Below are 19,675 nucleotides of genomic sequence, written 5' to 3'. Positions count from 1 at the left end.
ACGAACGATAGCGTAAGAACCGTCACGACCCAACAACTGAACAGAAGTACCAGCTGAACGAGCTAACTGCGCGCCTTTACCGATTTTAAGTTCGATGTTGTGAAGAGTAGAACCGATAGGCATGTTGCGAAGTGGCAAGCAGTTACCTGGACGGATTGGAGCATCGTTACCAGATTGAACTGAATCACCAGCGCGTAAACCTTTAGGCGCGATGATGTAGCGACGTTCACCGTCAGCATACTTCAACAACGCAATGTGCGCAGTACGGTTTGGATCGTATTCAATACGCTCAACTACAGCTGGAATGCCGTCTTTGTTACGTTTGAAGTCGATTAAACGGTAGTGTTGTTTGTGACCGCCACCAACGTGACGAGTCGTAATGTGACCGTTGTTATTACGGCCGCCAGTACGTTTTTTAGCTTCAACTAGTGGAGCATAAGGCGCGCCTTTGTGAAGGTGATCATGAACCACTTTCTCTACAAAGCGACGTCCTGGAGACGTTGGCTTACATTTTTGAATAGGCATAGTTTTCGTCCTTATTCCGCTGCGCTTTCAGCGGCATCGCCCAAGTCAGCCATTTCAACATCTTGGCCAGCTTTCAGGGTGACGTATGCTTTTTTAACATCAGAACGACGTCCTAATGTTTTACCAAAGCGTTTAGTTTTACCTTTAGTGATCGTAGTGTTAACTTTAACAACTTCTACACCAAACAATTGTTCAACTGCTTTTTTGATTTCAAGTTTGTTTGCATCAAGTGCAACTTTGAATACTTGAACACCAGCAGTTTCACCTAAAACTTGTGCTTTTTCTGAGAAAACAGGTCCTTGCAGGACTTGATATAAACGTTCGTTGTTCATCCGAGTTCTACCTCAATTTTCTTAGCAGCAGCTACAGACATAACAACTTTATCGAACGCGATCAAGCTAACAGGATCGATTGCAGTCGCATCAACCACATCAACGTGTGGAAGGTTACGAGCAGCTAGATACAAGTTCTCATCAACAGCATCAGTAACGATCAATGCACGAGTAGCATTCAAGTCGTTAAGTTTTGCAAGCAATTCTTTAGTTTTTGGAGCTGCAACAGCAAACTCTTCAACTAGAACTAAGCGATCTTGACGAACAAGTTCAGCCAAGATGCATTGCATAGCACCGCGGTACATCTTACGGTTTACTTTTTGAGACCAGTCTTGTGGACGAGCAGCAAAAGTTTTACCACCGCCAACCCAGATTGGGCTACGAATAGAACCAGCACGAGCGCGGCCAGTACCTTTTTGACGGAATGGTTTTTTACCACCGCCAGAAACGTCTGCACGTGATTTCTGAGCTTTAGAACCTTGACGACCACCAGCTAAGTAAGCTGTAACAACTTGGTGTACAAGAGCTTCATTAAATTCACGACCGAACGCAACTTCTGATAATTCAACAGCAGAGCCGGAAACAGTATTTAAATTCACGTTATTTCCCCTCAGGCCTTGATCGTAGGACGAACAGTTACGTCGCCACCAGTAGCGCCAGGAATCGCACCTTTAACCACTAGAACTGAACGTTCTGCGTCGATAGATACAATTTCAAGACCCTGCACAGTTACGCGTTCAGCACCTAAATGGCCAGCCATTTTTTTGCCTTTGAACACGCGACCAGGAGTCTGGTTTTGACCTGTAGAACCTAGAACACGGTGAGAAACAGAGTTACCGTGAGTAGCGTCTTGAGTACGGAAGTTCCAACGCTTAACACCACCTTGGAAACCTTTACCTTTAGACTGACCAGTTACATCAACGATTTGACCAACTGTGAACAGATCTACACCGATAGTAGCGCCAACTTCACGACCTTCAAGCTCAGCTTCTGAAACGCGGAATTCTTGAACCAGACGACCAGCAGCAACACCAGCTTTCGCGAAGTGACCTTTCTGAGCGTTAGTTACGCGAGATTCGCGACGTTCACCAGTAGTGATTTGAATCGCTTGATAACCATCAGTTTCAAGCGTTTTGATTTGAGTGATGCGGTTAGGATCAACCTCAATCACTGTAACAGGCACAGAAACACCAGCATCTGTAAAGATACGTGTCATACCGCACTTGCGACCGACTAAACCAATAGCCATGTGCATAAACCTCTAAAAAAGCGGCCTAATTAACTTAGAGCGTTAATTAACCCGAAAGCCTTAACCCAATGCGATCTGAACATCAACACCAGCTGCAAGATCTAACTTCATCAATGCATCTACAGTTTTGTCTGTAGGTTGAACGATGTCGATCAAACGTTTGTAAGTGCGGATCTCGTATTGGTCACGCGCATCTTTGTTAACGTGTGGTGATGTTAAAACGTTAAAACGTTCAATGCGTGTAGGCATTGGAATTGGACCACAAACTTGTGCGCCAGTACGTTTTGCTGTTTCTACGATTTCTTGAGCTGATTGATCAATAAGACGGTGATCAAAAGACTTAAGACGGATACGAATTCTCTGGTTAGACATACCAGTTAACTCCAAGCCAAATATATAAAGAATCACTCTTGACGCATCTCACCCCACTATTTAAAGGCAAGTGTCAAGAGCAGTGAAATATCACTAAGGTCGTGATCGATGCCACGACTGTAACGATAGTTAACTACTTTCTTCGCAGTTAACCCCCTTCCTATTGAAGGGTCGCTCATTATAGCCATTGTTTATTGCATAAGCAAATCCCTTTTACGGTTTTTCTTGCTGTATTTCAATTTATTCGGGAAATCAATTGTTTATTTTTTACCCACTAGGCCGTTTTTTCCAAAACATATTGAATGGCTTGGTTTAATATTTGATTTCCTTGAATAAAATTATTTTTGGTTGTTCTTTTCAGTTGTTGAATGTCCTGTACGTATTTTCCAGAAAATTGTGAAATTTCTTCTTCATTTTCCAAAAACAGCTTTAAAGTTTCCGGGGTAATTTCCGGATGAAACTGGAAACCCAAGACATTCTTGCCGAGTTGATACATCTGATTACGACAGGCTTCATTTTCTGCCAGATGAATCGCTCCCTTAGGAAGTTCAAAAGTTTCACTATGCCATTGCATGATTTCAAACTGTTCAGGTAAAACAAAACAATCCTCTGGTACATGTGCGACTTTGCGTACCGTGGTCCAGCCTAGCTCCTGTTCCTGGTTACGGCTGACGGCCGCACCCAAGGCATTGGCAATCAACTGCCCACCTAAACATAGACCAATTGTCGGCTTGCCTTGAGAAAGATAACGGCGTAACCAGCGTTTTTCGATCTTGAGCCATGGATAATTTGCTTCATCATTGACGCTCATGGTGCCTCCCATGATGATCAACAAATCAACTTCTTCAACTGCTGGTAAAGCTTCTATATCAAGTGGACGATCGACGGGTAAAGCAAAGAATTCAGTCGCAGTAATTTGCGCCTTATGCTGCTTTAAAAAATCAATACAACTACCAAAGCCCTCGCCAGCAATATGCTGAAAATAATGTACTTTTAACTGCGACTTCATGCGCCTAAACCTTTTGTTGTAGCTCTCTGATTTTAGGTTTTGCAAAAATGAAGCCAACTTTTTAGCAATGTCTGTTTTTTCAACATTTCACAACATAACTAGCAGCAATAATGAGATTCTCTTAAGCTAAAGCAATATTTGATTACATTTAAGAGCATTCACGTGAAAAAAAATCCTCAAACAGCGCTGATTCATGCACCACGAAAGGCCCCGCAATATATTTCGAGTATTCAACCTCCCATGTTTCGTGCATCCACCATTATCTTTAACAACACTGATGCCCTATTTAATCGCCATTGGACTGATGACTATGACTATAGCTATGGCACGCATGGCACACCGACGACATTTACCTTAGGCGATAGCATTGCCCAGATCGAAGGTGGTCAATATTGTTTGCTGGCACCGAGTGGTTTATCCGCGATTAATCTCGTGAATTCTTGTTTTTTAAGCCAGGGTGATGAAGTGTGGATTGCGGATAATATCTATGGTCCAAACATGGAACATCTACGCAATCTGGAAACCCGCTATGGTATTCAGGTCAAAGTCTATAATGCGATAGATGCAGATACTTTTCAGCCCTCGAAAAAAGCCAAACTGCTTTGGCTGGAAGCAGCAGGTTCCGTGACTTTAGAATTTCCCGATTTGAGTCGCTTGGTCAAGAAGGCCCAAGCGAACAACATCCTCACTGCGCTGGATAATACTTGGGGTGCAGGCCTTGCCTTTAATGCATTTGATTTTGGTGACGATCATTTAAGTATCGATATGACCGTGCATGCCCTGACTAAATATCCAAGTGGTGGCGGTGATATCCTGATGGGTTCAGTAGTGACCCGCGATAAAGAACTGCACCATAAATTGTTCCGTGCGCATGCCATTCAGGGTATTTCAGTATCAGGTGATGATGTCGCTCAGGTACAACGTAGTCTAGCATCGATGCAACTCCGATATGAACATCAATCACAAAGCTGTTTAACGTTATTAGACTGGCTCAAACAGCAACCAGAATTTGTTCAGGTCTTACATCCGGCTGATGCTGACAACGCAGGTCATGAATACTGGAAAGAAATTTGCAAGCAAGAACACAGCGCCGGACTGGTCAGCGTGATTTTTGACAATAACTACAAGCTGCAAGATATTCGCAATTTCTGTGACAGCTTACAACTGTTTAAGCTTGGCTTTAGCTGGGGTGGTCCTGTCAGTCTGGTCATGCTATATAACTTAAAAGAAATGCGTGTGCTTGAACATTCACATTTGAAAGAAGGTTTTCTGGTTCGTTTCTGTATTGGTCTGGAACATCCCGAAGATCTGATTGAAGATATTCAGCATGCACTACAAGAAATGAAAAAACTTAAAAATGAATAAATAACAATAGGAAAATTTATGGGCACACCAATCATTATTGCTAAAAAAACCAGTGATACCACGCAAGATATTGTACTGCACTCACAGCTTGCCAACCGTCACGGACTAATTGCCGGCGCGACCGGAACCGGCAAAACGGTAACTTTGAAAGTTTCGGCAGAAAGTTTTTCCCGCATTGGTGTACCCGTGTTCCTTGCCGATGCCAAAGGTGATGTTTCCAGCCTGGCCAAGCCGGGGGAAAGCAATCCTAAGTTTGATGAACGGATTAAAAGTCTAAATATTGACTCACTTCCTTTTGAAGCTTCGCCGGTCGTGTTCTGGGATCTGTTTGGTGAACAGGGTCATCCAATCCGTACTACGATTTCCGAAATTGGGCCGCTTTTGCTTGCCCGCATCCTAAATCTGAATGATACCCAGGAAGGCGTACTGTCTGCCGTCTTTCGGATTGCCGATGATCAGGGATTATTACTCATTGACTTTAAAGACCTGAAAGCCATGCTGAGTTATGTCAGTGAACATGCTGCAGACTTTAAAGTGGAATATGGCAATCTTTCACCTGCCAGTCTCGGTGCGATTCAACGCAACCTGCTCGCGCTTGCTGATCAGGGTGGGGATAAATTTTTTGGTGAGCCGGCATTAGACCTGATGGATTTCCTGCAAACGGATAGCCAAGGCCGCGGTAATATCAATCTGCTGGCTGCCGACAAGCTGATGAATACACCGAAGTTGTACGCCACTTTCCTGCTATGGATGCTGTCAGAGTTATTTGAACAGTTACCAGAAGTGGGTGATCTAAACAAACCGAAACTGGTGTTCTTCTTTGATGAAGCCCACCTACTCTTTGATAATGCCAGCCCTGCCCTGCAGGAAAAGATTGAACAGGTGGTGCGTCTGATCCGCTCCAAAGGTGTCGGGATTTACTTTGTCACCCAGAATCCACTCGACTTACCTGAAAGCGTATTAGGGCAACTCGGCAACCGCATTCAGCATGCTTTACGCGCTTTTACGCCTAAAGACCAGAAGGCAGTCAAAGCGGCGGCAGATACCTTCCGTGCCAATCCAGAATTTAAAGTGCAGGAAGCGATTACTGAACTTGCTATGGGTGAAGCGCTGATTAGCTGTCTGGATGAAAAAGGGACTCCGCAGATTGTTGAACGTGGCTGGATCATGCCCCCACATTCCTCTTTTAACCCGATTACACTAGAAGAACGTAAGGCACTGATGCAACAAAGCATCGTGGCTGGTATTTATGAGCAGGAAGTTGACCGTGACAGTGCGCATGAGATGCTACAGCAAAAAGTACTGGAACGTCAGCAGCAGGCTCAAGCCGCGGAACTTGCCAAGCAGCAAGCCAAAGAACAGGAAGTTCTAGCTAAACAGCAAGCCAAGGAACAGGAACGTTTGGCACGTGAACAGCAAAAAGAAGCTGAACGTACAGCTAAGCAACGTGAAAAACTTACTCAGGATATTGTGGGTACCTTTGCTAAAAGTGCAGCACGTAGTCTTGGTGGTAGTACCGGACAGAAAATTGTGCTTGGTCTATTAGGTTCCCTCTTCGGGCGCAAATAGCCTTCCTTTCTCCGATTGAAAACATCATTTTTATGGGATATTTTTATATCCCATAATTTTTTTATGGTTTTATGCATTTCCTATATTGTAAAAGCATTTTATAAGATGTATTTTAAATACATCTTATAAATAACAGCCATGAGAGATCAGCTATGACTCCACAGCAAATTGACCTTGTAAAAGCCACTGTTCCTGTACTTCGTGAAAATGGGGTTGCCCTGACCGGTTATTTCTATAACCGCATGTTAGGCAATAATCCTGATTTGAAAGAAACCTTTAACATGGGACATCAACGCAGTGGAGCTCAAGCACAAGCCTTGGCAGGTGCGGTTCTGGCTTATGCTGAAAATATCGAAGATCCATCTGTGCTGTTACCCGTGGTTGAGCTGATCGCACACAAGCACGTGAGCTTAAATATTAAGGCACCGGACTACGATATTGTTGGGGAAAACCTTTTACATTCGATCAGTGAAGTATTGAACATTTCTATGGATGATCCATTGATTGATGCTTGGGCTGCAGCGTACGGTCAACTGGCGGATCTGTTTATTGCAACTGAAAAAGCGATCTATGATCAGCATGAACAGACTAAAGGTAGCTGGTTAGGCTGGCGCAACTTCAAGATTGCCAAGAAAGTCGTGGAAAGTGATGAAATCACTTCCTTCTACCTGGCTCCAGTTGACGGCGGTCCATTACCGAAATATGAAGCCGGCCAATACATTTCAGTACGTGTGTTTGTGCCTGAGCTGAACCTAAAACAGCCACGCCAATACACCCTGTCGACTTGCCCACAAGCGGATTACCTGCGTATCTCGGTGAAACGTGAAGACCAGAAAGGCGACATGGTACCAGGCTGGGTATCCAATACCCTACACAGCCTGCCAGAAGGTTCGGAAATTGAAGTCTCTGCACCGACAGGTAACTTCTACCTGATCGATCCGAACAAACGTAATGTGTTCATCAGTGGTGGTGTAGGCTTGACTCCAATGGTAGCCATGCTGAACCAGCTGGTAACTCTGGATATGCCGCAGCCGGTGACTTTCATTCATGCCTGCCGTAGCAAACAGGTACATGCAATGAAACAGCATATTCATGACCTGAAAGCCAAATACCCACGTTTAAGCACAATGACTGCTTATGAATTCCCGCACCCAAGCGATAAACTGGGTGAGGATTATGATGTTGCCGGTCGACTGGACTTAAGCACTGTAGATAGCGCATTATTACCAGCCAATGCAGACTACTATCTCTGTGGCCCAATGCCATTTATGGCTGAACAGCAAAAGGCACTCGTCGCTCGCGGAATCCCTGCCGAGAACATTCATAGCGAAGCCTTTGGCACAGGTGGTGTACGCCACTAACTGCTTCTTCAGCTTAAAATAAAAGCAGAGGGTTAGTCTGGTATGCTAGACTAACCCTAATTTTTTCGTCAAAAACATCAGTATTATCATGCAACTGAATAAATTTACTGACTATGCGCTGCGCATACTGATGTATGTTGCACAACCTCGTGATCTGCCTTATACAATTGCCGAGCTGGCGGAGCGCTTACAGATTTCGCAGAACCATGCCATGAAAATCGTCTACTTTATGGCGAAACAGGACTGGCTCATTACTTCTCGTGGTAAAGGGGGTGGAATCCGTCTTAATCCAGCTGCCCTGAAAGTTCAGCTAGGACAGATTGTGCGTATTCTACAACGTGATAACCAGATTGTAGAATGTAATGATCCACCTTGTATATTACGTACCAATTGCGGATTAAAAGGCATTCTGGATCAGGCTGTGGAGCAGTTCTATACCATTCTGGATCAATATATTCTGGGTGATGTCGTTGAACCGACTAAGGAACATTTTAGTATCCAGTCACCGATTAGTCTGATCAATCTCTAATACCCTTATTCTATTGAACAATTCTAAAGTTCGCTTGCCCGCCCGACTTCCTTTATAATAGCTTCTTGTATAATTAGTCATTGAAGTTGAGTCATGCATCACAGCAGAGGAAAGTCGAAAAACAGTAAGGCATCAAATGCCCCAAAGCAAAAGATCAGCTATGAAAAAAAGGTCGATCCAGCCATTACTGAATATTCGGTACAAGCCCTCAACTGGTTACGCAAAGCTGAGTTCCTGATGAGTGCACCCAAGCTGAGCTTATGTGTAGAAGATACCGGTTATGAAGTGGCTTTTGCTGGCCGCTCTAATGCAGGTAAATCGAGTGCCATCAATGCCCTGACCAATCAGAAACAGTTGGCCCGTGCGTCCAAAAAACCAGGCCGTACCCAGATGATCAACTTCTTTAGCCTTGGCAATCCGGATCAGCGTCTGGTCGATTTACCGGGTTATGGCTATGCAGCGGTCCCAGAAGCCATGAAAATTGTCTGGCAGAAAGAACTGGAAAACTATCTGATTCACCGTAAGAGCCTGCAAGGTTTAGTGCTGCTAATGGATATCCGTCATCCGCTACAACACTTTGATGTGATGATGCTGGAATGGGCGTATTCACGTAAATTATTCGTACATGTCCTGTTGACCAAAGCCGACAAGCTGAACCGTGGCCCTGCTTCTAAAGCGCTACAAGAAGTAAAAGCCAAACTGAAAAAAATGAAGCTGGATTTCTCGATTCAACTGTTCTCTTCTCTAAACAAGCAAGGTTTGGAAGAACTGGCCAGTGTGATGGGCGGCCGTTTGAACTTCACTTTGAATCAAGCACCTGAATTTGATCTGGACAGCATTCCTGAAGCTTCAATGCATGATTTAAACGAAGCTGATGAACCAATTGAATTATTAGAAGATGAAGATGAGACCAACAGCGCTCATGAAGTCAGTGCCAGTGAACTGAATGATCTGGACGCACCTGTGGAAGTCGATCCAACTGAGATTGTCGAACAGGATCCACACAAATAAGCCGAATGTGTTTGATCGGATAAAAGGATGTCCCGTATTGCCTGCTGCAATTCGGGATATTTTTTTCATACTGTCTTGATCAAGCAGTGATGGATTCACACCATGTCTTTACTTTCGCGCTTCAAAACAACAATAATTGGCTCTTCCATTTCCTATTTTATCCAGCCTCGCAAAGTCAGCTTTGAATGGCAAGACACTCCAGTCGACTGGATTCCTGATCAGCCCTTTGCCAGTTACTTCGTCAATGAAATTAACAATATTCTGCCCGCGAGTGAACTCTGGTTCTGCCGCTTATATAATAAAGTTCTCCCCCAGATCACTGACGAAAAATTAAAGCATGATGTACAGGCGTTTATCCGTCAGGAAGCCATGCATGCCCAGGCACATAATTCGTCCAATAAAGAATATTGATCTGAACGTCAGATTGATAGCCAGCGCAATTTGGACATCATGCATTTCCTATTTAACAAGCTGCTCGCCGATCAGCTATTCGGTCTCAAAATTCCTAAAATCTTAGAACACCAATGGGATCTGTTTCGTCTCGGTATCATTGCGACGATAGAACATATGATCTGTGTCTTGGGTAAATATGCACTCTACAATACTGAATGGGAACGTCTGGGTACTGATCCGAATATGCTGGATCTGGTGAAATGGCATGGTGCTGAAGAAATTGAGCATCGTAGTGTGGCTTTTGATTTATACCGTCACCTAGGCGGCTATATTGCCCGTTATTATCTAAGTGTGGTGGTCATTATTGGTGTAATTGGCCTTTGGGTGGATGGTGCTGCACATTTAATGGCACAGGATCCACGCTTTAAACCACTTAAACCTGCCATATATAAACCCTGGATTTGGAAAGAATGGTTACGTATTTCCCAGTTAGATAACCGCCTGTTGCCAAATCCACTGTGGTTAGTATCCCAACAGCTCGGCTACTTAATGCCCTGGTATGATCCGGTGCATGAAGGCAGTACCGATGATGCGCTGCATTATCTCAACCATTCACAGGCAGCCAAACGTGCTACTCTCAAAGTCGCTTAAGCTTGCCTGTTATTACAATTTCTAACAGCAGAGATCGCTTCCCTGCTTTTTATTTGTCCTGAGATAGAAATATAACAATCATAATCAGGAGGGAGTTATGCAAGCACGGATTTCTGTGATTACCCTCGGTGTGCTCGATCTGGAAGCTTCATTACACTTTTACCGTGACGGACTGGGTTTTCCCAGTGAAGGAATTATGGGTGAAGAGTTTGAATATGGCGCGGTGGCTTTTATTCAATTACAACCTGGTCTTAAGCTTGCCTTATGGCCACAGCGTAGTATCCAGCAAGATACCGGTCTGGAGCCGAGTCCAATCTGTCCGACTCAAATGACTCTGGGACATAATGTTTATAGTCCCTTAGAAGTCGATCAAGCAATGGCACAGGCAGAACGTGCCGGTGCTAAAATTATTAAACCTGCACACACGACTTTTTATGGCGGATATGCAGGTTATTTTCAGGATCCCAATGGTCATCTCTGGGAAATTGTCTGGAATCCAGACTTAGATAAAGCTGAATTAGACAAAGATTAAACTGGCACTTCAGGCTCGCGGGTATGTCGATCTACCACCACACTAATCATCATATCGCCCTGTACATTGACCACAGTACGTACGGTATCCAGCAGACGGTCAATCGGAAGTAAAATCGCAATCGCTTCAGCAGGCAGCCCCACCGATTGCAGCACCATGATCATGGTGACCATGCCGGCGCTTGGAATGCCCGGTGCACCTAGAGATGCAATCATTGCCGTGGCACAAACCACCAGCTGCTGACCTAAAGTTAGATCCAGCCCCATCAGATTGGCAATAAACAAAGCTGCGGCTGCTTCATAAAGTGCTGTTCCATCCATATTCAGCTGCGTGCCAAGTGGAATCACAAAACCGGCTGTTTGCGGACGTACCCCTAGATTTTCCTGCGCGCACTTTAAAGAAATCGGCATGGTTGCCGAACTGGAACTGGTGGCAAAGGCGGTAATTAATGCACTACGGGTGCCTTTAAAAAAGATCAGTGGATTCATTTTTCCGAAGATCCATAGCAATAACGGCAACACCACTATCCCATGAAAAATTGTGGTACCTGTCACGACTGCCGCAAACTCGGCCAGACGGCTCAGTACTGAAATATCTTCAGTGGCAATTAACTTGGCGAGTAATGCAAAAATCCCAATCGGTGCCAGTTTCATGATCCACCCAATCATCAACATCATGATGTCAAAAAACTGGTGACTGAGCTTACGCACAGTACGGAAGCTGTCTCCACCTGCGACCAGAGCCACACCGATAAATAGGGCAAAAATTACAACGGCTAGGACATTGCCATCAGCAAAGGCCTTAAAGGGATTGATTAGGGTATTCTGAATAAAATTAGTAAAGAAAGACGACGGCGTTAAAGTATCAGGAGTCTGATGCTGAGCCATCGCATCCTGAAACATCACTACATCTACGCCTCTCCCCACATTAAACAGATGTGCACAGGTCAGTCCTAGAATCAATGCCAATGAAGTGGTGGTCACGCAGCATAATAGTGTGATTTTCCAGGTTCGACTCAGCCGTCCCCCCGCCTGCAGATTAGACACCCCAACCACAATTGAGGTAAAGATCAGGGGAATCAAAATCATTTTCAGGAGACCAATAAAAAGGCTGCTGGCAATTCCAATCCCATACAGGCCGACATCAAAAAATGTGCTTTGCGGAAATAAAGTCAGTAAAAATCCAAACAGTACCCCCACTACGGCGGCAATTAAAATCTGCGTATTTAAGCTCATTTCACATGCATTTTTAATATTGATGTTAAGGGCACTATGCCATGCAAGTGCTAGAGAATCGAGTAATTTTTTATAAAGAGCCGTGCTTAAAAAGGTATAAAGCCGGATCTGGGATCCGGCTTTATTTAAATTAAAAGTATACTTTATTGGGTTTCAATTTCACGTAAACGGATCAGGCCTTCTTGTGTGGTACTGCAGACCAGCTCACCATTTTGCCACATGCGGCCAAAGTTCAGACCACGCGAACTGGCACTTTGAGTAGCATCCATGTCGTATAACATCCATTCATCTACCCGGAACGGTTTATGGAAATACATGGCGTGATCAATACTGGCACATTGCAAGCTTGGTGAAAGATAACTCAAACCATGCGGACGTAGCACCGTGGTCATTAAGGTAAAGTCTGAATAGAAAGCAGCAATCGCTTGATGTAGGGAAATTTCATCCACTTCTGCAGCAATCTTTCCATGAGTACGGATATAGTGCGCATAATTCGGCGCTTCCGGTTGCGGCTGGAATGGGTTCACCGGCATCACAGGACGAATCTCGACATGACGGTCACGCATGAAAGACGCACGCACATTTTCCGGAATAAATTCGATAATCTGCCGGGTTAACTCTGCTTCATTTTTTAGACTTTCTGCCGGTGGATATTCAGGTTCTGAAATCTGATAGTTCAGACCTTCTTCCTGATGCGCAAAAGAAACCATACACATGAAAATGGTACGGCCATGCTGAATGGCGCGAACCTGACGGCTGACGAAACTTTTGCCATCACGGATACGGTCCACTTCATAAATGATCGGTGCATTGACATCGCCACCAAACAGGAAATAGGCATGCAATGAATGTGCAGGACGATCTGTGGTATAAGACGCAGCACGTAGAGCCTGTCCCAGAACCTGCCCACCAAATACGCGCTTGCCTACCAGATTACGGCTAATTCCCCGGAAAATATTTTCTTCTAACTTTTCTAAACTGAGCAGCTCGACCAGTTCCTGTGTTAAGGCATTCATAAGCAACCTGTGTGATATTGGCAAGATCCAGAAGTGTAGAAATAAATCTATACAATTTATTCTGAATATTCTGCCATAAAATCCAAGCAATCTTCTAAAGATTGATTGACTGTTCTGTCAACTGCTCTTGCAACTTACTAGGAAAAACATCTGCTTTCGCGCTAAAATTGAACCACTTCGATTGAATTTGTCAGAAAATGACATATTGTTTGTTTTTATAATCAATCAAAATAAATTCCCTCAGAAATTCTGTAGTTTTGGTCAGTAAAATTAGGAGTAACTATGTCCAAGAGTGGCTTTGGTCAAATGTATCGCAAGCTTTCAAGTAAGCTACTTGATCTTGTGGTCACCCCGCATGTTCTTGGGAAAGTACCAAGTGAAGTGACAACTCCTACTACTGACCAGATTCCGGCAGCGCAGCAGAAAATTGTCTGCTATATCTTGCAGAATCATTCACGCAGTAATGCGCTGGTAGTTGATGCAGAAACTCGCCGTTTAAATATGCCACCTGCGCTCGATCCTCTACAGATTGGTGACAGCAAGGAAAAGGCTTCAGTGCTGTTCCTGCAGTACCATGATGAGAATAATCTGCTTAGCTCACCACCACATGCCTTTCCACCACGTCTGTTACGTCTGATTGAAGTACTCGAAAAAAATCCTGAACTAGACGTGGAACTAGTACCGGTCACTGTGCTCTGGGGTCGTGATCCTGAAAAAGAAGATTCCTGGTTCAAGCTTTTATTTACCGATACCTGGTCAACACCAAGCCGAGTCAAACAGCTGGTGAATATCGGTCTGCATGGCCGCCAGTCTTATCTGGAGTTTCATGAGCCGCAATCTTTACGCGCCCTCATGGACTTTGCCAAAGAAACCTATCCAAATTCAGCGCCAGCGACCTATATTGTTAGCCGACTAAATGATTATCTAGATGCACAGCGTGAAGTGATTCTCGGCCCTGACCTGTCAGATCGCCGTAATGTGATGCATGGCCTGATTAAATCTCCGGATGTACAGGCGGCTATTCGTAACGAAAGTATCCGTAGCAAAATCAGTATGCTGGAAGCAGAACGTCGTGCGATTGGCTATCTGAATGAAATTGTATCGGACTATTCTCATTCTACCGTACGTTTCGCCGATAAAGCCCTAACCCGTTTATGGACCCAGCTCTATGACGGTGTTGAAGTGCATAATTTCAGTACCGTGCGTGAACTGGCCAAAGATTATGAAATTGTCTATACGCCATGTCACCGCAGTCATATCGACTATTTATTATTGTCTTACGTAATCTATCGCCGTGGTTTGATGGTGCCATATATTGCGGCAGGCGATAACCTGAACATGCCATTTGTGGGCCAGATCTTACGGGGTGGTGGTGCTTTCTTTATCCGTCGTACCTTCCGCGGTAATGCACTTTATACCACCGTATTTAAAGAGTATCTGTATAGCGTGCTGTCGCGTAATACCCCACTGGAATACTTTATCGAAGGTGGCCGTTCACGTACTGGTCGTCTCCTGCCACCAAAAACCGGCATGCTGGCGATGACCGTACATGGTCATTTACGTGGCAAGGCTAAACCGATTGTCTTTGTTCCGACTTATATCGGCTATGAACGCCTGATGGAAGGCGGTACTTATGTCGGTGAAATGAATGGCAAGCCAAAAGAAGCAGAATCTATTTTTGGCATCCTGAAAACCTTGCGCAAAATTGAACGTATTTTTGGCAAGGTTCATCTGAACTTCGGTGAACCAGTATTTCTGGATGACATCCTGAAACAGAATGGTGCAGAACATATCAAAATTGAAAAGAATGATGATCCGATTCCGCAGCCGGTATCCGACGCAGTCAACAGTTCCGCTCAAGCCATTCTGGAAAATATCAACCGTGCAGTCGTGGTGAATCCAGTTTCTCTGCTGTCACTTATTTTATTGGCAACACCGAAACATACCTTGGACGAAGAAATCTGTATCAAGCAGCTGGATACCTACCGTAATCTGCTGGTGGCTTTACCTTATGATGAGCGTATGCAAATTACCTCACTTTCAGGTAAAGAGATTATTGCCTATGCAATGAAGCTCAAGCTGATCAAACGGGTGAAACATGTTCTGGGCGATATTATTGCGATTGAAGATAATCAGGCTGTATTGCTGACCTATTTCCGTAATAACATCGTGCATAGTTTTGTACTGCCTTCCCTGATTGCAGCACTGGTAGAACACAACGGCATGATTCGCCGTGAAGATGCGATTAATGCCAGCAGTACGCTCTATCCGTTCCTGAAAGCCGAGCTGTTCCTGAAATGGAAAGAAGACGAAATTCAGCAACACGTTGACGCATATATCGATGCTTTACTTGCAACTAACCTGATCAGTGAAGATGGTGAAAATCTGGTAGCACCAGCACCAAATACTGAAGCGCATCACCAGCTTGAAGTTCTGGCTGCTCCAGTGACCCAAAGTCTGGAACGTTACTATATGACACTGGCTTTAATCACTCAGCGTGGACCAGGCAACATTTCGACCCGTCAGGTGGAAGAACTGAGTCATCTGGTAGGGCAACGCCTTTCTGTACTATATGAATTCAACTCACCAGAATTCTTTGATAAAGCCTTATTCCAAAGCTTTATCAAAGTTTTGACGCAAAAAGGCTATATCTGTACCAACGAAGACAATGCCATTGTCTATGATGAGCAGCTAACCAATGTTGCGCAGTATGCAGATCTGGTACTGGATGAAGTGAAGCTGCAAATGCTGCATCACATCACGTCCTTTACCGATGAAGAGCTGAAAGAAGCATTAGATGCAGTTGCGGCTGAACAAGCCAAGAAACGTGCGAAACGCAAGAAAAAGTAAAGCTTAAGTAAAGGAAAAGAGAGGTTTTGACTTCTCTTTTTTTGCTTGGGAATTAATAAAAATAATAGATATTCCCTCTCCTTTTAGGAGATGGTTAGAGAGAGGTGATTTAAAAAACCCTCCTCCTAGCCTCCTCCCAGAAGGAGGAGGAACTTCCAAATTTATAAATCAGTCTTATTTATCAACTCTAAATAATCCTGAAAACAATCCTGATGCTCTAACTCAAAGCCTATCTTTTCCATTCTTGTGGCATACAGCTTTTTACCCGTCACCCTGTCACTTTCCACTTTCAATATAGGTACGCCCATCTGCTGCTGGAACCATTGCAGGGCTTCATGCAAAAGTTGTGGCTCATTATTGGTCAAAATATATGAAGAATCAGGATGTTCCACGTGAATCATCTGAGCTAGAAAACGTGATAAGTCTTCAATATGAATCCGATTCGACCAATGCAGATTTGGATAGCTGGTCATTGATGCTGCCATTTTCTGCATACGTGCCACAGAAGCCCCATAAATCCCACTAGGGCGGATAATGGTGCATTGTTCAGGATAAGCCGCGAGATATACCTGTTCCATCTGATGCAGAATTTCACCTTGAACATCATTCGGATAAATTTCAGTTTCATCATCCACGCTTTCACCTGCATTCTGTCCATAAACCCGGGTTGATGAAACCACCACAATTCTTTTTACCGGATGGAATTTCAAGGCAGTGACGATTGGCTGAACCGAATCCAGATAAGTATGCTGATAGGCTTCGACACCACTCTGTTTGGGACTGAGTAACACATAGACCCAATCAATCGGAGCGACTGCACTTAAATCTAAAGTGTGCACATCCTGAATCAGATGAGTTGCGAATGAATCTGTTTTGGGGCTTTGGCTAATTGTGCTAATTTGATGACCTTGCTCAAATAATTGTTTAGCTACCCGCTCGGATGTTTTACCATAACCAATAAATAAAATATGCATTCGACACCGAATCACAGACCTAGTTGAGGGGACATGGCTGCAGTCCATCAGTTACAAGGCGTTGGCAATGCCGCCGCTGCTTTACTCGAAAAACTAAATATCTTTAATACTGATGATTTGCTTTTTCATCTACCACGTGACTATGAAGACCGTAGCACGATCATTCCCATGAATCAATTGACAGTGGGACGCAGCTATTTGCTGGAAGGTGTCGTGAAAGGGGTTGATTTCCCTCCCGGTAAACGCAAGTCCATGGCGGTGTTACTGGATGATGACTCTGGCAAAGTCACTTTGCGCTTTTATCATATCTATAAAGGTATTACCGATCGCTGCAAGCTCGGTAACCGTTTAAGAGTCTTTGGTGAAGTGCGAGTCGGTGCCCGTGGCCTGGAAATGTATCATCCAGAGCTGCAAGTGATTACTGAACATACACCTCTGCCTCATACCCAACTCACCTCGATCTATCCGGCAACCGAAGGACTGACTCAGCCCAAGCTGCGGGAATATATTAAACAGGCACTAGAACTGCATAGTGATGATTTGCCTGAATTGTTGCCACAAAAATTTAGCAATGGTTATGGCCTGAAGCAGGCATTGGAATATATTCATCATCCGCCGCTGAACGCCAATATGTTGCAGCTCACTCAAGGCTCACATCCGGCACAGCAACGTCTGATTTTTGAGGAACTGGTGGCGCATCAAATCAGTTTGCTGACCCGGCGTGCTTTTATTCAGCAGATTGAAGCTCCTTCATTTTCCCCGAGTAAAACCTATGCCAAACAGCTTCTGGCTGGTTTGCCTTTCGAAATGACCGGTGCGCAAAAACGTGTATCCAAAGAAATTGCTAAAGACCTGAAGCAGAATAAACCGATGCTGCGTCTGGTGCAGGGTGATGTGGGTGCAGGAAAAACCTTGGTTGCCGGCGTAGCAGCCTGTCATGCCCTAGAAGAAGGCTGGCAAGTCGCGCTGATGGCACCCACTGAAATTCTGGCCGAACAGCATTACCTCAACTTCAAGCGCTGGTTCGAACCACTCGGTTTAAATGTCGCCTGGCTTTCCGGGAAACAGAAAGGTAAAGCGCGTGCTGCAGCAGAGCAAGTGATCCGTGATGGTAGCGCGGATCTGGTGGTGGGCACACATGCCCTGTTTCAGGAAAATGTCGAGTTTGCCAAACTGGGCTTAGTGATTATTGATGAGCAGCATCGTTTTGGGGTCGATCAACGCTTAGCCTTGAGAAATAAAGGCTTGGATGGCATGTCGCCGCATCAACTGGTGATGACCGCGACCCCGATTCCACGCACGCTTGCCATGTCAGCCTATGGGGATCTGGATACTTCGATTATTGATGAACTCCCACCGGGCCGTACTCCGATCCAGACTGTGACTATTCCGTTAGATCGGCGAGAAGAGGTTCTGCAACGGATTGCCACGAATTGTGCTGAAGGTAAGCAAGCTTATTGGGTATGTACCTTGGTAGAGCAATCTGAAACACTGGATGCCCAAGCTGCAGAAGCAACCTTTGCCGAAATTAAGGAACGCTTTCCTGAACTGAATATCGGTCTGGTACATGGCAAGATGAAAGCTGATGAAAAACAGGCAGTCATGCAGGAATTCAAAGACAATAAACTGCAGCTACTCATTGCTACAACCGTAATTGAAGTCGGAGTCGATGTCCCGAATGCGTCCATTATGGTGATTGAAAATGCCGAGCGTCTCGGCCTGTCACAACTACATCAGCTGCGTGGCCGGGTGGGTCGTGGTGCCAAAGCCAGTTTCTGTGCCTTGCTCTATAAAAATCCATTGTCCCAAAATGGTCAGGAACGTCTGCGCATCATGCGTGAAACCAATGATGGATTTATCATTGCCGAGAAAGATCTGGAATTACGTGGTCCAGGTGAATTACTGGGTACCAAACAGACCGGTGATATGGGTTTCCGTGTAGCCAAGCTGGAACGTGATGATCACTTGTTGAATCAGGCCCATTATGTCGCCCAGCAGATGCTAAAAGATTATCCGAAACAGGCGGATGCATTATTAAAACGCTGGCTACCTGAGGCTCCACGCTATGCCTATGTTTAAGCTGTTACAACAGAGTAAACTCTGGCTGAATCGTTTACAGCCTTGTCAGCTGTGCCAGACAGATTATCAAAACCTGCATTCTGTCTGTCAGGATTGCTGGCAACAGTTACCTTGGGCACATCAGACCATTCAGCGTCAGGAAATGCAGTTTCAGGTGGCGTGTGACTATGCCTACCCAATGGATCGCCTGATTCAATTATTTAAATATGAACAAAAGCTGCATCTGGAACCTTTATTGGCAGGTGCATTACTGACCTTAAAATTTCCTAAAGTCAGTGCAGTGGTTCCTATGCCGATTTCAACCGAACGGCTGGTCGAACGTGGCTATAATCAATCCTTGTTACTGGCCAAGCATGTAGCTAAACATTTACAAGTTCCCGTCTGGCAACCAGTTGAGCGACTTAAGCAACATTCACAAAAAGGCTTAAGCCGTCTGGAACGTATCGAAGACATTGAAGCTCAATTTAGGGTCACTACCTGTTCAAAAGTTCGTTATCGTAAGGTTTTAATTATCGATGATGTGGTTACGACTGGTAGCTCGATTCGAGCTTTAAGCCAACAGCTGGAAAAACTGGGCTGCCAGCAGATTTACGCCGCTTGTCTGGCAGGAGCCAAACTTTAAA

18 protein-coding genes and 1 pseudogene are annotated in these 19,675 nt (G+C 44.7%); 10 read left to right on the top strand and 9 right to left on the bottom strand.

What is annotated here, in order from left to right:
• From rplB to B3143_RS12165, 6 genes are all read right to left on the bottom strand, one after another.
• The coding region (gene rplB, locus B3143_RS12190; RefSeq protein WP_286740726.1) for a 50S ribosomal protein L2 at window positions 1-525 on the bottom strand (525 nt) is incomplete at its 3' end.
• An 11-nt stretch (window positions 526-536) separates the two neighbouring features.
• Entirely contained in the window at window positions 537-857 is a 321-nt protein-coding gene (rplW, locus tag B3143_RS12185) for a 50S ribosomal protein L23 (RefSeq protein ID WP_004786923.1), read from the bottom strand.
• Window positions 854-1,456, bottom strand: coding sequence for a 50S ribosomal protein L4 (gene rplD, locus B3143_RS12180; RefSeq protein ID WP_004786925.1), 603 nt, complete (start codon window positions 1,454-1,456; stop codon window positions 854-856). The genes rplW and rplD overlap by 4 nt, the downstream gene beginning before the upstream one ends.
• Window positions 1,457-1,467: 11 nt before the next feature.
• A complete protein-coding gene (rplC, locus tag B3143_RS12175) occupies window positions 1,468-2,106 on the bottom strand; it encodes a 50S ribosomal protein L3 (RefSeq protein WP_005233737.1) in 639 nt (212 codons plus the stop codon).
• Between the two features lie 60 nt (window positions 2,107-2,166).
• Complete coding sequence (gene rpsJ / locus B3143_RS12170; RefSeq protein ID WP_000070912.1) at window positions 2,167-2,478, bottom strand: 30S ribosomal protein S10; 312 nt, start codon at window positions 2,476-2,478, stop codon at window positions 2,167-2,169.
• Window positions 2,479-2,752: 274 nt separating this feature from the next.
• Window positions 2,753-3,487 carry a type 1 glutamine amidotransferase gene (locus tag B3143_RS12165; RefSeq protein WP_034169664.1) on the bottom strand — a complete coding sequence of 245 codons (735 nt, stop codon included), beginning with the start codon at window positions 3,485-3,487 and terminating at the stop codon, window positions 2,753-2,755.
• A 162-nt stretch (window positions 3,488-3,649) separates the two neighbouring features.
• Here B3143_RS12165 and B3143_RS12160 point away from each other — a divergent pair, with 162 nt between their 5' ends.
• The 7 genes and pseudogenes from B3143_RS12160 to B3143_RS12130 all read left to right on the top strand — a co-directional run bounded on the left by B3143_RS12160 (window position 3,650) and on the right by B3143_RS12130 (window position 10,898).
• Window positions 3,650-4,852 (top strand): PLP-dependent transferase, encoded by a 1,203-nt coding sequence (locus B3143_RS12160; protein WP_286740723.1) that lies wholly within the window; start codon window positions 3,650-3,652, stop codon window positions 4,850-4,852.
• 18 nt (window positions 4,853-4,870) lie between these two features.
• Window positions 4,871-6,421 carry a helicase HerA-like domain-containing protein gene (locus B3143_RS12155; RefSeq protein ID WP_286740722.1) on the top strand — a complete coding sequence of 517 codons (1,551 nt, stop codon included), beginning with the start codon at window positions 4,871-4,873 and terminating at the stop codon, window positions 6,419-6,421.
• Window positions 6,422-6,573: 152 nt separating this feature from the next.
• Window positions 6,574-7,782, top strand: a complete 1,209-nt coding sequence (hmpA, locus tag B3143_RS12150) for an NO-inducible flavohemoprotein (protein ID WP_286740721.1) — start codon at window positions 6,574-6,576, stop codon at window positions 7,780-7,782.
• An 88-nt stretch (window positions 7,783-7,870) separates the two neighbouring features.
• Window positions 7,871-8,311 carry an RrF2 family transcriptional regulator gene (locus B3143_RS12145; protein WP_175966140.1) on the top strand — a complete coding sequence of 147 codons (441 nt, stop codon included), beginning with the start codon at window positions 7,871-7,873 and terminating at the stop codon, window positions 8,309-8,311.
• A gap of 93 nt (window positions 8,312-8,404) precedes the next feature.
• Window positions 8,405-9,322 carry a ribosome biogenesis GTP-binding protein YihA/YsxC gene (yihA, locus tag B3143_RS12140; RefSeq protein WP_034169668.1) on the top strand — a complete coding sequence of 306 codons (918 nt, stop codon included), beginning with the start codon at window positions 8,405-8,407 and terminating at the stop codon, window positions 9,320-9,322.
• A 102-nt stretch (window positions 9,323-9,424) separates the two neighbouring features.
• Window positions 9,425-10,366, top strand: a pseudogene (locus B3143_RS12135) (metal-dependent hydrolase).
• Between the two features lie 97 nt (window positions 10,367-10,463).
• Window positions 10,464-10,898, top strand: a complete 435-nt coding sequence (locus B3143_RS12130) for a VOC family protein (protein ID WP_208461958.1) — start codon at window positions 10,464-10,466, stop codon at window positions 10,896-10,898.
• Here the strand turns inward: B3143_RS12130 and B3143_RS12125 are convergent.
• Entirely contained in the window at window positions 10,895-12,133 is a 1,239-nt protein-coding gene (locus tag B3143_RS12125) for a dicarboxylate/amino acid:cation symporter (RefSeq protein ID WP_286740719.1), read from the bottom strand. The genes B3143_RS12130 and B3143_RS12125 overlap by 4 nt on opposite strands.
• 143 nt (window positions 12,134-12,276) lie before the next feature.
• Window positions 12,277-13,149 carry an acyl-CoA thioesterase gene (locus B3143_RS12120; RefSeq protein WP_286740717.1) on the bottom strand — a complete coding sequence of 291 codons (873 nt, stop codon included), beginning with the start codon at window positions 13,147-13,149 and terminating at the stop codon, window positions 12,277-12,279.
• A 282-nt stretch (window positions 13,150-13,431) separates the two neighbouring features.
• Here B3143_RS12120 and plsB point away from each other — a divergent pair, with 282 nt between their 5' ends.
• On the top strand, window positions 13,432-15,999 hold the full coding sequence (plsB, locus tag B3143_RS12115; RefSeq protein ID WP_286740714.1) for a glycerol-3-phosphate 1-O-acyltransferase PlsB: 2,568 nt from the start codon (window positions 13,432-13,434) through the stop codon (window positions 15,997-15,999).
• Window positions 16,000-16,160: 161 nt separating this feature from the next.
• Here the strand turns inward: plsB and B3143_RS12110 are convergent, their stop codons facing one another.
• Window positions 16,161-16,973: an NAD(P)H-binding protein gene (locus tag B3143_RS12110; RefSeq protein WP_286740713.1), complete on the bottom strand. Its 813-nt coding sequence runs from the start codon at window positions 16,971-16,973 to the stop codon at window positions 16,161-16,163.
• A 33-nt stretch (window positions 16,974-17,006) separates the two neighbouring features.
• Between B3143_RS12110 and recG the strand changes: the two genes are divergently transcribed.
• Together recG and B3143_RS12100 are read left to right on the top strand one after the other, a co-directional pair.
• Window positions 17,007-19,052, top strand: a complete 2,046-nt coding sequence (gene recG, locus B3143_RS12105) for an ATP-dependent DNA helicase RecG (protein ID WP_286740712.1) — start codon at window positions 17,007-17,009, stop codon at window positions 19,050-19,052.
• The gene (locus B3143_RS12100) at window positions 19,039-19,674 is read left to right on the top strand and encodes a ComF family protein (protein ID WP_286740710.1); all 636 of its coding nucleotides are present in this window, start codon (window positions 19,039-19,041) and stop codon (window positions 19,672-19,674) included. Before recG ends, B3143_RS12100 begins: the two co-directional genes overlap by 14 nt.
• Window position 19,675 lies beyond the last annotated feature (1 nt).

The organism is Acinetobacter sp. UBA1496 (assembly GCF_002324975.1).
Classification (GTDB): domain Bacteria; phylum Pseudomonadota; class Gammaproteobacteria; order Pseudomonadales; family Moraxellaceae; genus Acinetobacter; species Acinetobacter variabilis.
The sequence above is the reverse complement of the archived record's forward strand: the minus strand, read 5'-3'. Positions and strand labels throughout refer to the sequence as shown.

Coding starts and splice junctions, on each gene's coding strand:
- rplW (WP_004786923.1), bottom strand. CDS start 857: ATGAACAACGAACGTTTATATCAAGTCCTGCAAGGACCTGTTTTCTCA.
- rplC (WP_005233737.1), bottom strand. CDS start 2,106: ATGGCTATTGGTTTAGTCGGTCGCAAGTGCGGTATGACACGTATCTTT.
- rpsJ (WP_000070912.1), bottom strand. CDS start 2,478: ATGTCTAACCAGAGAATTCGTATCCGTCTTAAGTCTTTTGATCACCGT.
- B3143_RS12165 (WP_034169664.1), bottom strand. CDS start 3,487: ATGAAGTCGCAGTTAAAAGTACATTATTTTCAGCATATTGCTGGCGAG.
- B3143_RS12155 (WP_286740722.1), top strand. CDS start 4,871: ATGGGCACACCAATCATTATTGCTAAAAAAACCAGTGATACCACGCAA.
- hmpA (WP_286740721.1), top strand. CDS start 6,574: ATGACTCCACAGCAAATTGACCTTGTAAAAGCCACTGTTCCTGTACTT.
- B3143_RS12145 (WP_175966140.1), top strand. CDS start 7,871: ATGCAACTGAATAAATTTACTGACTATGCGCTGCGCATACTGATGTAT.
- yihA (WP_034169668.1), top strand. CDS start 8,405: ATGCATCACAGCAGAGGAAAGTCGAAAAACAGTAAGGCATCAAATGCC.
- B3143_RS12130 (WP_208461958.1), top strand. CDS start 10,464: ATGCAAGCACGGATTTCTGTGATTACCCTCGGTGTGCTCGATCTGGAA.
- B3143_RS12125 (WP_286740719.1), bottom strand. CDS start 12,133: ATGAGCTTAAATACGCAGATTTTAATTGCCGCCGTAGTGGGGGTACTG.
- B3143_RS12120 (WP_286740717.1), bottom strand. CDS start 13,149: ATGAATGCCTTAACACAGGAACTGGTCGAGCTGCTCAGTTTAGAAAAG.
- plsB (WP_286740714.1), top strand. CDS start 13,432: ATGTCCAAGAGTGGCTTTGGTCAAATGTATCGCAAGCTTTCAAGTAAG.
- B3143_RS12110 (WP_286740713.1), bottom strand. CDS start 16,973: ATGCATATTTTATTTATTGGTTATGGTAAAACATCCGAGCGGGTAGCT.
- recG (WP_286740712.1), top strand. CDS start 17,007: ATGGCTGCAGTCCATCAGTTACAAGGCGTTGGCAATGCCGCCGCTGCT.
- B3143_RS12100 (WP_286740710.1), top strand. CDS start 19,039: ATGCCTATGTTTAAGCTGTTACAACAGAGTAAACTCTGGCTGAATCGT.